General features: G+C 71.6%; 15 protein-coding genes. 12 read left to right on the top strand and 3 right to left on the bottom strand.

What is annotated here, in order from left to right:
* Positions 1 to 404 precede the first annotated feature (404 nt).
* The 9 genes from ACZ3KJ_RS12125 (at position 405) to ACZ3KJ_RS12085 (ending at position 10,567) form a co-directional block, all read left to right on the top strand.
* Positions 405 to 1,211 (top strand): enhanced serine sensitivity protein SseB, encoded by an 807-nt coding sequence (locus tag ACZ3KJ_RS12125; RefSeq protein ID WP_467526425.1) that lies wholly within the window; start codon positions 405 to 407, stop codon positions 1,209 to 1,211.
* 126 nt (positions 1,212 to 1,337) lie between these two features.
* Positions 1,338 to 2,135, top strand: coding sequence for an enhanced serine sensitivity protein SseB C-terminal domain-containing protein (locus ACZ3KJ_RS12120; RefSeq protein ID WP_467526424.1), 798 nt, complete (start codon positions 1,338 to 1,340; stop codon positions 2,133 to 2,135).
* 498 nt (positions 2,136 to 2,633) lie between these two features.
* Entirely contained in the window at positions 2,634 to 3,632 is a 999-nt protein-coding gene (locus tag ACZ3KJ_RS12115) for an ABC transporter permease (protein WP_467526423.1), read from the top strand.
* A 68-nt stretch (positions 3,633 to 3,700) separates the two neighbouring features.
* Positions 3,701 to 5,458, top strand: a complete 1,758-nt coding sequence (locus ACZ3KJ_RS12110) for an ABC transporter substrate-binding protein (protein ID WP_467526422.1) — start codon at positions 3,701 to 3,703, stop codon at positions 5,456 to 5,458.
* 82 nt (positions 5,459 to 5,540) lie between these two features.
* Positions 5,541 to 6,548: an ABC transporter permease gene (locus tag ACZ3KJ_RS12105; RefSeq protein ID WP_467526421.1), complete on the top strand. Its 1,008-nt coding sequence runs from the start codon at positions 5,541 to 5,543 to the stop codon at positions 6,546 to 6,548.
* Positions 6,545 to 7,639, top strand: a complete 1,095-nt coding sequence (locus ACZ3KJ_RS12100) for an ABC transporter ATP-binding protein (RefSeq protein ID WP_467526420.1) — start codon at positions 6,545 to 6,547, stop codon at positions 7,637 to 7,639. Before ACZ3KJ_RS12105 ends, ACZ3KJ_RS12100 begins: the two co-directional genes overlap by 4 nt.
* Positions 7,636 to 8,925, top strand: coding sequence for an ABC transporter ATP-binding protein (locus tag ACZ3KJ_RS12095; protein ID WP_467526419.1), 1,290 nt, complete (start codon positions 7,636 to 7,638; stop codon positions 8,923 to 8,925). Before ACZ3KJ_RS12100 ends, ACZ3KJ_RS12095 begins: the two co-directional genes overlap by 4 nt.
* 63 nt (positions 8,926 to 8,988) lie before the next feature.
* Positions 8,989 to 9,645 (top strand): trimeric intracellular cation channel family protein, encoded by a 657-nt coding sequence (locus ACZ3KJ_RS12090; RefSeq protein WP_467526418.1) that lies wholly within the window; start codon positions 8,989 to 8,991, stop codon positions 9,643 to 9,645.
* A 64-nt stretch (positions 9,646 to 9,709) separates the two neighbouring features.
* Positions 9,710 to 10,567: a thioesterase family protein gene (locus ACZ3KJ_RS12085; RefSeq protein WP_467526417.1), complete on the top strand. Its 858-nt coding sequence runs from the start codon at positions 9,710 to 9,712 to the stop codon at positions 10,565 to 10,567.
* 362 nt (positions 10,568 to 10,929) lie between these two features.
* Here ACZ3KJ_RS12085 and ACZ3KJ_RS12080 read toward each other — a convergent pair whose 3' ends face one another.
* Positions 10,930 to 11,067, bottom strand: a complete 138-nt coding sequence (locus ACZ3KJ_RS12080) for a hypothetical protein (protein WP_467526416.1) — start codon at positions 11,065 to 11,067, stop codon at positions 10,930 to 10,932.
* A gap of 222 nt (positions 11,068 to 11,289) precedes the next feature.
* Complete coding sequence (locus ACZ3KJ_RS12075) at positions 11,290 to 11,934, bottom strand: TetR family transcriptional regulator (RefSeq protein WP_467526415.1); 645 nt, start codon at positions 11,932 to 11,934, stop codon at positions 11,290 to 11,292.
* Between the two features lie 121 nt (positions 11,935 to 12,055).
* On the opposite strand from ACZ3KJ_RS12075, the gene ACZ3KJ_RS12070 reads away from it, so the two are divergent.
* The 3 genes from ACZ3KJ_RS12070 (at position 12,056) to ACZ3KJ_RS12060 (ending at position 13,784) form a co-directional block, all read left to right on the top strand.
* Positions 12,056 to 12,223, top strand: coding sequence for a hypothetical protein (locus ACZ3KJ_RS12070; RefSeq protein ID WP_467526414.1), 168 nt, complete (start codon positions 12,056 to 12,058; stop codon positions 12,221 to 12,223).
* Positions 12,224 to 12,243: 20 nt separating this feature from the next.
* The gene (locus tag ACZ3KJ_RS12065; protein WP_385068615.1) at positions 12,244 to 12,510 is read left to right on the top strand and encodes a DUF4190 domain-containing protein; all 267 of its coding nucleotides are present in this window, start codon (positions 12,244 to 12,246) and stop codon (positions 12,508 to 12,510) included.
* 104 nt (positions 12,511 to 12,614) lie between these two features.
* On the top strand, positions 12,615 to 13,784 hold the full coding sequence (locus tag ACZ3KJ_RS12060; RefSeq protein WP_467526413.1) for a cysteine desulfurase family protein: 1,170 nt from the start codon (positions 12,615 to 12,617) through the stop codon (positions 13,782 to 13,784).
* Between the two features lie 21 nt (positions 13,785 to 13,805).
* On the opposite strand, the gene ACZ3KJ_RS12055 is transcribed toward ACZ3KJ_RS12060, so the two are convergent.
* Positions 13,806 to 14,495, bottom strand: a complete 690-nt coding sequence (locus ACZ3KJ_RS12055; protein ID WP_467526412.1) for an N-acetylmuramoyl-L-alanine amidase — start codon at positions 14,493 to 14,495, stop codon at positions 13,806 to 13,808.
* Between the last annotated feature and the right edge of the window lie 91 nt (positions 14,496 to 14,586).

Genomic DNA, 14,586 nt, shown 5'->3' with positions numbered 1-14,586 from the left:
GCCGGCCTCGCCGGGGCGGTCGGGTGGGGCGGCCGCCCGCGCAGGCGCCCGGGTCCCGCGCGGGTGGCGCGGGGACCCACTCCCGCTTCGGTCGGCCCCCGCCGGTCGGGAGCCGCAGGCTCGGGCCGTGGCCGAGGGAAGCCTCCGGGTGCCGCGCCGCGGGCTGTGGCTGAGGGGGCGCGCCCTTCCGTACCGCGCCAAGGGCTGTGGCCGAGGGGGCGTCCTTCCGTACCGCGCCGAGGGGGCGTCCCTTCCGTACCGTGCCGCGGGCAGTGGCCGGCGGTGCTGTTCGGGGGCGGTGGCCGGGGGTGCCCTTCGGGGAGCGTGCCGTGGGCTGTGGGGCCGGTTGCCGGTACCCGCTAGCCTTTCAGCTCCAGCAGCGGTTCCCAGCAGGCGGTAGACAGATGGATTTCCCCCCGGCGGACTTCCCGGCGGACCACTTCGCGGACTTCCCGGCACAGTCGCACCCCCCGTCGCACGGCGGATGGCCCAGCAACGAGCTGGAGGAGGTGCTCTCGGCCTCCCTCGGCGTGCCGGAGGCCGGCGGGCGGATCGTGGAGGTGCTCGGCCGCAGCTTCGTGTGGATCCCGCTGCCCAGCGGCGGCGGCCCGCACAGCGGCCCCCTCGACCTGCCCACGCTGGAACTCCACGGCCAGGCCTTCGTGCCCGTCTTCAGCTCGGAGGAGCAGTTCCGCCAGGTCGTCGGCTCGCACATGTCGTACACGATCGCGCCGGCCGTCGAGTTCGCCCGCGGCCTGCCGCCGCAGGTGGGCATCGTGCTGAACCCGGACGGCGTGGTCGGCATGCCGTTGCCCCCGCCGGCCGTGGCCGAGCTGTGCCGCACCGTGCGCACCCCGCTGGACGGCCCGTCGAGCGGCGGCCGGGTCCGCCTCTTCGAGCCCGACTGGCAGGACGACCCCGTCGACTTCCTCACCGCGGCCTCGGCCGAGTTCGAGGCGACCGGCGTCGTCCTCACGGCCCGCCGCTGCCTCGCCGCCATCGAGACGGCCGACCCGGTCATGTTCGTCGGTGTGGAACTCTCCGTGTGGGAGGGCGACCTGAGGGCGCTTCCCCTGGAGGCCCTCGGCCGGGCCCTGGGCGCCGTCCCCCCGAAGTGGCCGGTCAACCTCGTCCTCCTCGACGTGACGGAGGACCCGGTGGGCCGGTGGATGAAGGAACGGGTCCGCCCCTTCTACACCAGGGCCGGCTGACCGCCCGCCCGGACGCCCCCGCGACCGCCGGCGACGGACAACCCACCCCTCGGTGGGCGCCCGTTGTCGGCGGAGCCGCCTAAGCTGGTCTCCGACGCGGGGCAACCGAGAGAAGGGGCGGTACAGGTGAGCGCCAGCGGCATCGCGGCCGGGCAGGTCGAGCACATGCTGCGCCAGGTCACGCCCGGGCGCTACGACGCCTACGAGGCGCTCCTGCGCGCGCTCGCGACACCGACCACCGGCCAGGTCTGGATGCTGCTGTGGCAGGGACAGGCCGGCTCCCCGGACGCCCAGTACGGCACCATGGAGGTCGAGGGCCACGGCTACGCCCCCTGCGTCACCTCCGCCCAGGAGCTCTCCGCCAGCGGCTGGAACAGGTCGTACGAGGTCGTCGACGGCCTGGACGTGGCGCGCACGCTCTACCCGGACCACTACGGCCTCTGGCTGAACCCGCACGCCCCGGGCGGCGGCGTCGGCATCCCCTGGCTCGATCTGCGGCGGATCGCCACCGGCCTGGAGCGCCAGCCCGCCGGACCCCTGCGGCTGTCCGAACCCGCCATCGAGATCCCGCAGTTCTACGCCCTCCTCGCCCAGAACGCCCACCGCACCCCCGCCCTGCGCTCGCTGCGCCGCGCCTGGGTGCAGCCCGCGCTGGGCGCGCCCTACCTCGCCCTCGGCCTCGACGTGTACGACACCTCCCCGCCGGCGGTGGACGCGGTGCGGGCGATGATGCAGCAGTCGATCGGCGCCGTGCCGGAGGGACTGCCCGTGTCGACGGTCGCGATGAGCGACGACTACGACCCGGTCGTGATGTGGATGCGCACCCACGCCCGCCCGTTCTACGACCGTGAGGCCCACGCCCCGGCGGCCCCCGCCCAGGCCCCGGCCACCGGATACGGCTACCCGGGCCCACGCCCCTACTGACCGTCACCGCCCGTGTCCGGCCGAGGGGTCGGGCCCGCCCCGGAACCGGCCGCGGTGGTGCCCCCGCCGGGCCGCGGCGACACGGGATCACCCGACGTAGCGCCCGTTTCGCGCAGTTCGCCGCCCCCGTCGCGACGGGCGCCGCGGGACGGGCTTCCGTCACGCTGAGTGGTGCGTCAACTCGCGTGTGTCGCACTGACGTTGGGTCCTTGCCTCTCCGGAAGGCGGCATGCCGCGTTCGGATAACGGATTCCCCATGTCGGCATCACGGTTAGGCATCCTTTCGTCGACAGATCTGGCGCGTGATCACGAACGCGTTGAAGACTCGCCTCTCAGACGCGAGGCCGTGTCGATCCTGTGAAGGCGCACCCGTCCGGGGATCGGCCGGGCAGTTGGGCCGTACCACCTGCGGCCGCCGCGCAGCACGCAAGCGAATCACAGCGCCGACAGCGGCGGTATGAAGGCCGGTCACCGCCGGCGAGAAGGGGCAGGGCACTTGTGACGGCACCGATCGAGACCACCGGATCGCAGGCCGAGGCCCAACCCGAGGCCGTGCTGGCGGGCGCCGCGTCCCGGCAGATCGAGGGCCGCTCCCTCGGGCAGATCGCCTGGACCCGCTTCAAGCGGGACAAGGCGGCGGTGGCCGGCGGCGTCGTCGTCGTGCTGCTGATCCTGACGGCCGCCCTGTCGCGCCCGCTCCAGGCGCTGCTGGGCCTCGACCCCAACGCCTTCCACCAGGACCTGATCGACCCCAACACCACCCTCCCCCAAGGGGACTTCGGTGGTATGAGCTGGGACCACCCGCTCGGTGTGGAGCCCAAGTTCGGACGCGACATCCTCGCCCGCATCCTCGAGGGCTCCTGGGTCTCCCTCGTCGTCGCCTTCGGGGCGACGATCCTGTCCAACGTGATCGGCACCGTCCTCGGCCTCGTCGCCGGCTACTACGGCGGACGCGTCGACTCCGTCATCAGCCGTCTCATGGACACCTTCCTCGCCTTCCCGCTGCTGCTGTTCGCCATCGCCATCTCGGCGACGCTCCAGGGCGGCGCGTTCGGGCTCGAGGGCCTTCCGCTGCACATCCTCGTGCTGATCTTCGTCATCGGCTTCTTCAACTGGCCGTACATGGGCCGCATCGTGCGCGGCCAGACGCTGGCGCTGCGCGAGCGGGAGTTCGTCGACGCCTCCCGGGGCATGGGCGCCGGCGGGCCGTACATCCTGTTCAAGGAGCTGCTGCCCAACCTGGTGGCGCCGATCATCGTCTACTCGACGCTGCTGATCCCCACCAACATCCTCTTCGAGGCCTCACTGAGTTTCCTCGGCGTCGGCATCCAGCCCCCGCAGGCCTCGTGGGGCGGCATGCTCAACCAGGCCGTCGACTTCTTCCAGGTCGATCCGCAGTACATGATCGTCCCCGGTCTCGCCATCTTCATCACCGTGCTGGCCTTCAACCTCCTCGGTGACGGCCTCCGGGACGCACTCGACCCCCGCAGCCGCTGACGTCTGCGGTCGCGGACGCCGTCCGCGTCCATACCAAGTGTCCACCTACGAAGGGGAATGCGACCAACATGCGAAGGTCAGCATTGGCCGTAGTCGCGGCCATCAGCAGCGCTGGCCTGCTCCTGGCAGGCTGTAGCAAGGCCGACGACGGCAGCGGTGACGACAGCGGGAACAAGGCCGCTGCCAACGCCGCCACCAAGGGGGTCGTGAACGCCTCGACGCAGAAGGGCGGCACGGTCACCTACGCGATGTCCGACGTCCCGGACTCGTTCGACCCGGGCAACACGTACTACGCGTACATGTACAACTTCAGCCGGCTCTACGCGCGTCCGCTGCTCACCTTCAACCCGGCCCCGGGCGAGAAGGGCAACGAGGTCGTGCCCGACCTGGCGGAGTCCAAGGGCGTGTCGTCCGACGGCGGCAAGACCTGGACGTACAAGATCCGCAGGGGCGTGAAGTACCAGGACGGCACCGAGATCACCTCGGCCGACGTCAAGTACGCGGTGGAGCGCTCCAACTTCGCCCGTGACGTCCTCTCCCTCGGCCCGAACTACTTCGCCACGTACCTCGCGGGCGGCGACAGCTACAAGGGCCCGTACAAGGACAAGAGCGCGAAGGGCCTGGCGTCCATCGAGACGCCGGACAAGTACACGATCACCTTCAAGCTCAAGCAAGCGTTCATGGACTTCGACTACCTGGTCACCACGCCGCAGACGGCCCCCGTGCCGCAGGCGAAGGACACCGGTATCGACTACGTCAAGAACATCGTCTCCTCCGGCTCGTACAAGTTCGCGAGCTACGAGGAGGGCAAGTCGGTCACCCTGGTCCGCAACGAGCAGTGGGACCCCAAGACCGACCCGCTGCGCAAGCAGTACCCGGACAAGATCGTGGTCAACCTGAAGGTCAACCAGGCCACCATCGACCAGGACCTGATCGACGGCACCACCACCGTCGACCTCGCGGGCCGCGGTGTGGACACCCAGACCCAGGCCAAGCTGTTCGCCGACGCGGACCTCAAGGCCAGCACCGACAACACCTACGGCAGCCGGCTCGTCTACGCGGCGCTGAACACCCAGGTCGCGCCGCTCGACAAGGTCGAGTGCCGCAGGGCCGTGCAGTACGCCATCGACAAGGTGGCCGTGCAGACCGCGCAGGGCGGCCCGGTCCGCGGTGACATCGCCTCCACGATCCTCCCGACGGACGTCACCGGCTACCAGAAGTACGACACCTACGCCACCGCCGGCAGCAAGGGCGACGCGACCAAGGCCAAGGAGCAGCTGAAGGCCTGCGGCCAGGAGAAGGGCTTCACGACCTACATCTCCGCGCGCAGCGACCGCCAGCAGGAGGTCGACGCGGCCACCGCGATCATCGACTCGCTGAAGAAGGTCGGCATCAACGCCGAGCTGAAGCAGTACCCGTCCGGCAAGTACTTCACGGACTACGCGGGTGTCCCGGCGTTCGCCAAGAAGCAGGGCATCGGCATCATCATGATGCAGTGGGGCGCCGACTGGCCGACCGGCTACGGCTACCTGAACCAGATCCTCAACGGCAAGGCGATCAGCCCGTCCGGCAACACGAACCTCTCCGCGTACAACAACGCCGAGGTCAACAAGCTGCTCGACGGGGCCATCCTGAACCCGGACGAGTCGGCGCGCAACGCCGCCTACACCGCGGTGGACAAGCAGGCGATGGACGACGCCGTGATCGTGCCGCTGACCTACTTCAAGGTCCTGCTGTACCGCTCGCCGTACGCCACCAACGTGGTCTCGTCGGCCGCCTGGAGCGGTCAGTACGACGCTCTGAACCTCGGTACGACCAAGAAGTAGCGCGCAGCAGAAGCCCTGGAAGGCAGGTGAAGGCATTGGCGCCCGCGGGCCTGACGGTCCGCGGGCGCCGGCGCCGGTCCCCGTGATCTCGTACATCATCCGCCGGACGGTCGCGGCAGTGATCCTGCTGCTGGTCGTCACCGCGGTCACCTTCGGCATCTTCTTCCTGCTGCCGAGACTGGCCGGGCAGAGCCCCGACCAACTGGCCGCGCAGTACATCGGAAAGAACCCCTCGCCGGAGGACATCCTGGCGGTCAAGCAGAACCTCGGGCTCGACAAGCCGGTCTACGAGCAGTACTTCGAGTTCATCAAGGGGATCGTCTCCGGCACCACCTACAACCTCGGCCCCACCACGGCCGACTGCGGGGTGCCCTGCTTCGGCTACTCCTTCAAGAACCACGTCGAGGTCTGGCCGCAGCTGGTCGACCGGCTGCCGGTGACCGTCTCGCTGGCCGCGGGCGCCGCCGTGCTGTGGCTGGTCTCGGGCGTGGCCGCCGGTGTCGTCTCGGCGCTCAAGCCGGGTTCGTTCTTCGACCGGACCGCGATGGGCGTGGCGCTCGCCGGTGTGTCGCTCCCCATGTTCTTCACCGGCCAGCTGGCCCTGCTCGTCTTCAGCTACGAGCTGGGCATCTTCGGGCGGACCTATGTGCCGTTCACCGAGAACCCGTCGCAGTGGGCCAACACCCTGTTCCTGCCCTGGTGCTCGCTGGCACTGCTGTACTCCGCCGTCTACGCACGGCTCACCCGGTCCGGCATGCTCGAGACCATGAGCGAGGACTTCATCCGCACGGCCCGGGCCAAGGGCCTGGGCGAGCGCAAGGTCGTCCTCAAGCACGGCCTGCGGGCCGCGCTCACCCCGATCGTCACGGTCTTCGGCATGGACATCGGCCTGCTGCTCGGCGGCGCCGTGATCACCGAGTCCGTTTTCTCCCTGCCCGGTATCGGCCAGTACGCCGTGGCGGCCATCACCGACAACGACCTGCCGCCGATCCTGGGCGTCACCCTGCTGGCCGCCTTCTTCGTCGTGCTCTGCAACCTGGTGGTGGACGTGCTGTACGCCACCGTCGACCCGCGGGTGAGGCTCTCGTGACCGACGTTTCCAAGACCGGGGCCGCCGTGGGTGAGCCCGTGCGCGCCGAGGGCGCCGACCGCGCCTTCCTGGACGTGCGCGACCTGAAGGTGCACTTCCCGACCGACGACGGCCTGGTCAAGTCCGTCGACGGGCTCTCCTTCCAGCTGGAGAAGGGCAGGACCCTCGGCATCGTCGGCGAGTCCGGCTCCGGCAAGTCCGTCACCTCGCTCGCCGTCATGGGCCTGCACCGCCTCGGCAGCCGGGGCAAGAACGTGCGGATGTCCGGCGAGATCTGGCTCGACGGCAAGGAACTCGTCTCGGCCGGCCCCGACGAGGTGCGCCGGCTGCGGGGCCGCGACATGGCGATGATCTTCCAGGACCCGCTGTCCGCGATGCACCCGTACTACACGGTCGGCAGCCAGATCGTGGAGGCCTACCGCGTCCACCACGACGTCGACAAGAAGACCGCCCGCAGGCGCGCCGTCGAACTCCTCGACCGCGTCGGCATCCCCGAGCCGCACAAGCGCGTCGACAGCTACCCGCACGAGTTCTCCGGCGGTATGCGCCAGCGCGCGATGATCGCGATGGCGCTGGTCAACAACCCGCAGCTGCTGATCGCGGACGAGCCCACCACGGCGCTCGACGTGACCGTCCAGGCGCAGATCCTCGACCTCATCCGGGATTTGCAGAAGGAGTTCGGCTCCGCGGTCGTCATCATCACGCACGACCTCGGCGTGGTCGCCGAGATCGCCGACGACATCCTCGTGATGTACGGCGGGCGCTGTGTGGAACGCGGACCGGTCGACCAGATCTTCGAGGAACCCAAGCACCCCTACACCTGGGGCCTGCTCGGCTCGATGCCGCGCATCGACCGTGACCAGACCGACCGGCTCAAGCCGGTCAAGGGCCAGCCGCCCAGCCTCATCAACGTCCCCTCGGGCTGCGCGTTCCATCCCCGCTGCCCGTACGCCGACGTCCCCAAGGGCGGGATCACCCGCACCGAACGGCCCGAGCTGCACGAGGTCGGCAGCAGGCACTTCACCGCGTGCCACCTCTCGCCCGAGGACCGTACGCGGATCTGGACCGAAGAGATTGCGCCGAATCTGTGAGCGAGACTGAGACCCGGGCCGCCGTGCCGGCCCAGCGGACCGACGACGAGAAACCGCTGCTCAAGGTCGAGGGCCTGGTCAAGCACTTCCCCATCAAGAAGGGCCTGCTCCAGCGGCAGGTCGGGGCGGTCAGGGCCGTCGACGGCATCGACTTCGAGGTGCGCAGGGGGGAGACCCTCGGTGTCGTCGGGGAGTCCGGCTGCGGCAAGTCGACCATGGGCCGGCTCGTCACGCGGCTGATCGAGCCCACCGGCGGGTCGGTCGAGTTCGACGGGACGGACATCACGCACCTCGGCACCAAGGGCCTGCGCCCGCTCCGCCGGGACGTGCAGATGATCTTCCAGGACCCGTACGGCTCGCTGAACCCCCGGCACACCATCGGCACCATCGTCTCGGCGCCGTTCCGGCTCCAGGGCGTCGAGCCGGAGGGCGGGGTCAAGAAGGAGGTCCAGCGCCTGCTCGGGCTGGTGGGCCTCAGCCCCGAGCACTACAACCGCTACCCGCACGAGTTCTCCGGCGGTCAGCGCCAGCGCGTCGGCATCGCCCGCGCCCTCGCGCTCAACCCGAAGCTGGTCGTCGCGGACGAGCCGGTGTCCGCGCTGGACGTGTCGATCCAGGCGCAGGTGGTGAACCTGCTGGACGACCTCCAGCAGGAGCTCGGACTGACGTACGTGATCATCGCGCACGACCTGTCGGTGGTCCGGCACGTCTCCGACCGGATCGCGGTGATGTACCTCGGCAAGATCGTGGAGCTCGCCGACCGCGACCTGCTGTACCGCACGCCGATGCACCCGTACACCAAGGCGCTGATGTCGGCGGTGCCCATCCCGGACCCCAAGCGCCGCACCGCCAAGAGCGAGCGGATCCTGCTCCGGGGCGACGTGCCCTCGCCGATCTCGCCGCCCAGCGGCTGCCGCTTCCACACGCGGTGCTGGAAGGCGACGGAGATCTGCCGGACCACCGAGCCCGTGCTGGTCGAGCTGCGGCCCGGCCAGCAGGTCGCCTGCCACCACCCGGAGAACTTCGCGGACCAGGCCCCGCAGGACACCGTCCTGCTGACGGCGGCGAAGGAGGCGGCGGAGTTGGTGGCCGACGAGGTGCTCGCCCAGTCGGCGGAGACGTCGGCGGCGGTGGCCTCACTGACGGAGGAGACGGAAGAGGCGGCCGCGGAGGGCCCGGTAGCGGCGGCCGGGGAGGGCCCGGAGGAGGCGGCCGGGAAGGGCCCGGAGGAGGCGTCTCCCACCCCGGCCCCCACCCCCGAGGACACTCCCTCCAAGGAGAAATAAGCAGTGCCGAGCCCCTGCCTTGCAATGTAAGGCGGGGGCTCACCGCTGGGCGAGAATGGAAGGGTGCTCCAGCAAATCTTCAGCCCCTCCGTCCAGCACACGCTCGACCTGATCGGCATCTTCGTCTTCGCGATCTCCGGCGCCCTGCTGGCCGTCCGCAAGAACTTCGACGTCTTCGGCATCGCCGTCCTCGCCGAGGTCACCGCTCTGGGCGGCGGGCTGTTCCGCGACCTGGTCATCGGGGCCGTACCGCCCGCCGCCTTCACGGATCTGGGGTACTTCCTCACCCCGCTGCTCGCCGCGCTCCTCGTCGTCTTCCTGCACCCGCACGTGGAGCGCATCCAGACCGGCGTGAACGTCTTCGACGCCGCCGGCCTCGGCCTCTTCTGCGTCACGGGCACGACGAAGGCGTACGACTTCGGCCTGGGCCTCACCGCGTCGGCGGCCCTGGGGCTGGCCACCGCGGTCGGCGGCGGTGTGCTGCGCGACGTCCTCGCCAACGAGGTGCCGTCCCTGCTGCGCTGGGACCGCGACCTGTACGCGGTCCCGGCGATGGTCGGCGCCACCATGGTGGCGCTCTGCATCCGCTACGACGCCCTCACCCCGCTGGCCAGCGGCGTCGCCGCGGCCACCGCCTTCGTGCTGCGGCTGCTCGCGATGCGGTTCCACTGGCGGGCGCCGCGCGCGTGGAACCGCCGCTCGACGGTGCGCGAGGAGTAGGCGGGTCCCTGGGCCCCTCTTGGAAAGCTACCGCTTAGTAATTGCTTCCTGTACCGTTTCCGCCATGTCTGAAGCAGTCACGGCCCCCGCCGCCGTCGGGGACAGCGAGTTCGACCGCGACACCGCCGTCACCCTCCGCGCACCCGGCCTCTACGACACCGACCTCTCGGCCGGCTGGACGATCTTCGGCGCCGTCAACGGCGGCTACCTGCTCGCCGTCGTGGCCCGCGCCCTGGCGGACACCCTGCCGCACCACGACCCGTTCACCGTCTCCGCGCACTACCTCAGCGCCTCCCGCCCCGGCCCGGCGGTCGTCCGCACCGAGACGGTCCGCACCGGCCGCACCCTCTCCACCGGCCAGGCGTCGCTCCTCCAGTACGACGAGCGGGGCCGCGAGGTCGAACGCATCCGCGTCCTCGCCACCTACGGCGACCTCGACGCCCTCCCCGACGACGTCCGCACCTCCGCGAAGCCCCCCGCCGTCCCGCCGATCGGCCAGTGCCTCGGCCCCGCGGACGGGCCCGCCCCCGCCCCCGGCGCCGACCAGCAGCCCATCGCCGAGCGGCTGATGCTCAAGCTCGACCCGTCGACCGTGGGCTGGGCCCTCGGACAGCCGTCCGGCAAGGGCGAGGTGCGGGCCTGGTTCGGGCTGGCGGACGGCCGCGACGCCGACCCCCTCTCGCTGCTCCTCGCCGTGGACGCCCTGCCGCCCACCGCGTTCGACCTCGGCATCGCCGGCTGGGTGCCCACGGTCGAACTCACCGTCCACGTCCGCTCCCGTCCGGCTCCGGGGCCCGTGCGCGTCTCCATCACCACCCGCAACCTCGCCGGCGGCTTCCTGGAGGAGGACGCCGAGGTGTGGGACAGCGAGGACCGGCTGGTGGCGCAGTCACGCCAGTTGGCCCGGGTCAGGCTGGGCTGAGGGGCCGCGCGGACCGTCGGCGAGCGGCCGCGGGCGGCCGTCTCCGTCACGGAGCTGTACCGGTGCGCCGACCGCCGGCCGTGGTGAACTCCCAGGTCGGAGCGGTTCCTTGGGGCGCGCTTTGCCCGATTGACAGGAGGGGAACAGGAAGGCCCCAACAAAGCCTTATCCGTCGTTGGTTGAGTACCGCACCTCAGGAATTCCTCATCTTCCATGGAGCTGATTCTCATGAAGCGTGTACTCGGGTCGGTGCGTCTCGTCCCCGCGGTGGCCCTCCTGGCGCTCTCGCCGCTCGCCCTCGCGGCCTGCGGCTCGGGCGACTCGTCCTCCACGGACAGCGGCAGTTCGGGGCAGCAGACGTGTCAGCCGCCCTCCGGGATGCCGAGCGGTATGCCCTCGGGCATGCCGTCCGGGATGCCGAGCGGGGCGCCGTCGGGCGCCGCCTCGGGGATGCCGACGGGGTCGCCCTCCGCGATGCCGAGCGGTATGCCCTCGGGCATGCCGAGCGGCGGGCCCGGCCAGGGCGGCGGTCCCGGTGGCGGCCAGGGCGGCTGCGGCGGGCCGGGCGGCGGCCAGGCGCAGCAGAGCCAGCAGGCGCAGTAGAACCGGCGGGAATCGGAGGGCGCGGGAGAACCGGCGGGCGCGGTCGAATCGGCGGGCGGGGGAGGGCGGCGTACTCGGGGTGGGTGCGCCGCCCTCCCCCGTGTGCCGGACCGCCCGGTTCAGTCGAGCCAGTGGTGGCGGCCGACGGTGATGAGCCGCAACCGCCGTGTCGCGAGCCGGGCGACCCGCTCACGGGCCTCCGCGGAGGGCTCGTCACCGGCCGCCGCCTCCTGGACCTCCAGGAACAGCGAGGCCGTGATGAGCATCTGGTCGACGTAGAGGTGCGCGAGCATCAGCAGGTCGTCGTCGCTCCAGCCCTCCGCCTCGTCGTCCCCGGCCAGCTCGGCCTTCACCTCCTCGGCGAACCGGCCCAGTTGCTCCCGTATCGCCTCGCGGACCGGCTGGACCCCGCCGTGTCGCTCACGGGCGATGAAACGGACATGGGCGGGGTACGCGTGAACATGACGGGCGATCAACTCGACAGCGCGCGTGATGCGTTCGTCGCTGGAGTCGGCGGCGGTCACGGTGGTGCGGATCAGCGGGTGCAGGCTGCCCAGCGCCTCCTCGACCAGGGCCACGCCCAGGTCCGCCGTGGAGCGGAAGTGCCGGTAGAAGGCGGTCGGGGCCACCCCGACCGCGCGGGTGACCTCGCGCAGGCCCAGGCTGCTGAGACTCTGCTCCTCCAGCAGCGCCAGCGCCGCGTCCAGGAGCGCCTGACGCGTCTTCTGCTTCTGTGCCTGACGAATGCCGAGCGTGTGACTCATGTCATTTAGTTAACAACTGTTACCTGTCATTGCAAAGCAGTGGAGCGGGCTAGACTGGGTAGTCAGTGAACAACTGTACCCACAACTGTTCACCGACCGTCCACGGAGGGGATCCGATCCCGTGCTGTTCCTCGTCGTCGCACTTCTGCTGCTCGGCGTCGTCCTGGGCACCGTCGCCCACGCGCCGCTCGGGTTCAGCCTGGCCGCCGCCGTCGTGATCGCCGCCTGGCTCGGCGTCTTCGCGCTCCGCGAGCGCCACGGCCGCCGCCGTCACACCTCGACCCACTGACCGGAAGGAGCGGAACGACCATGCACCTCACCGCACCCGCCACCCGCCGCACGGGCATCCGGGACACCGACGGCATGGCCGTCGCGTCCTTCGTCCTCGGCCTCGTGGGCCTCCTGGTCCTCAACGTCTTCCTCGGGCCCATCGCCATCGTCCTGGCCTCGGTGGCGCTGTGGCGCGGCACCGAGCGCCGCGGCCGCGCCCTGCTGGGCCTCGCCCTCGGCGTCGCCGACCTGGTGGTCCTCGCCGCGTTCATCCAGGCGGACTCGACGATCTCGTGGAGCTTCTGACGGGCGGCGTGGCTGTGCGCGCCGGCTCGCCGTGCGACCCGTCGGGCCGCCCCGGGGGCGGCCGCCCGAGACGCGCGGACGGCGCGCCGTAGAATCGCCTCACCATGGCTTACCTCGACCACGCCGCGACCACCCCGATGCTCCCGGAGGCGGCAGAGGCACTGACCGCCCACCTGGGCGTCACCGGCAATGCCTCCTCCCTCCACGCAGCCGGCCGCCAGGCCCGCCGCACGGTCGAGGAAGCACGCGAGAGCCTCGCGGAGGCGCTCGGCGCCCGCCCCAGCGAGGTCGTCTTCACCTCCGGCGGCACCGAGGCCGACAACCTCGCCGTCAAGGGCCTGTACTGGTCCCGCCGGGACGCCGACCCGGCGCGGACCCGGGTCCTCGCCAGCCCCGTCGAACACCACGCCGTCCTCGACGCCGTGCACTGGCTGGGCGAGCACGAGGGCGCGACGGTCGAGTACCTGCCCGTCGACGCGTACGGCCGGGTCCACCCGGACGCGCTCCGCGAGGCGATCGCCCGCAACCCCGCCGACGTGGCCCTGGCCACGGTCATGTGGGCGAACAACGAGATCGGCACGCTCATGCCGGTCCGCGAACTCGCCCGGACGGCCGCCGAATTCGACGTCCCCCTGCACGCCGACGCGGTGCAGGCGTTCGGCCAGGTCCCCGTCGACTTCGCCGACTCCGGCCTCGCCGCGATGACCGTCTCCGGCCACAAGATCGGCGGCCCCTACGGCATCGGCGCCCTCCTCCTCGGCCGCGACCGCACCCCCGTGCCCGTCCTGCACGGCGGAGGCCAGGAACGGCACGTCCGCTCCGGCACCCTCGACGTCCCCGCGATCGCCTCCTTCGCCGTCGCCGGACGCCTCGCCGCCGAGCGGCGCGAGTGGTTCGCCCGCGACATCGGCGCCCTGCGCGACGCCCTGGTCACCGCGGTCCGTACGGCGGTCCCGGACGCCCTCCTGGGCGGCGACCCGGCACCGGAGGGCCGCCTCCCGGCCAACGCCCACTTCACCTTCCCCGGCTGCGAGGGCGACTCCCTGCTGCTGCTCCTGGACGCCCAGGGCATCGAGTGCTCCACGGGCTCCGCGTGCACCGCCGGCGTCGCCCAGCCCAGCCACGTCCTGCTCGCCACCGGCACCGACCCGGACCTGGCCCGCGGCACCCTCCGCTTCTCCCTCGGCCACACCTCCACCGAGGCCGACGTAGAGGCCGTCGCCAAGGCCATCGGCCCGGCCGTCGAACGGGCCCGCGCCGCGGGACTCACGTAGAGCCCGACCCGGCCACCCCGGTCACGCGGACGCCGTGCGCGCCTCCCGCACCAGCCGCAGATACCGGTCCCAGTCCCAGTGCTCGCCCGGGTCGGTGTGGTCCGTCCCCGGCACCTCCACGTGCCCGATGATGTGCTCACGGTCGACGGGTATGCCGTACCGGCGGCAGATCCCGGCCGTCAGTCGCGCCGACGCCGCGTACATGGCGTCGGTGAAGTCCTGCGGCCGGTCCACGAAGCCCTCGTGCTCGATGCCGACGCTCCGCTCGTTGTACGCGCGGTTGCCCGCGTGGTACGCCACGTCCAGCTCGCGGATCATCTGCGCCACGCGCCCGTCCTGACCGACGATGTAGTGCGCGGCCGCCTGGTGCTCCGGATCCTGGAAGGCCCGCACCGCGCTCGCGTAGTCGCCCTGGGTGACATGGACGACCACCCGGTCGATGCCGTAGTCGTCCGGCCGGTCCGCCCAGCGGAAGTTGGCCTCCGACGCCGCGACCCACCGCGCGCCCCGGAAGTCGACCGCACCCTCCACCCGCGGCTTCTCCACCCCCGGCACCCGCCACCACAGCCGCGCCAGCTCGTCCCGCGCCAGCACCGCCGACCCCACGGCCGCCGCCGCCCCGCCGACCAGCAGCGCCCGCCGCCCGAGCCGCCGGTCGGCGTCCTTGTCCCGCGCCCCCATGCGCCCGCCCTGCCCCTCTTCGTCCCGCATCCTCGCCCCCCGCGCCCGTCCCCGCTCCCGGGCGCCCACCGCGCCCACCCGGCCCCTCGATCCGCCCAACGGATATCCGCGGCCCGCGGTT

This window comes from Streptomyces sp. NPDC003248 (genome assembly GCF_055563235.1).
The sequence above is the reverse complement of the archived record's forward strand: the minus strand, read 5'-3'. Positions and strand labels throughout refer to the sequence as shown.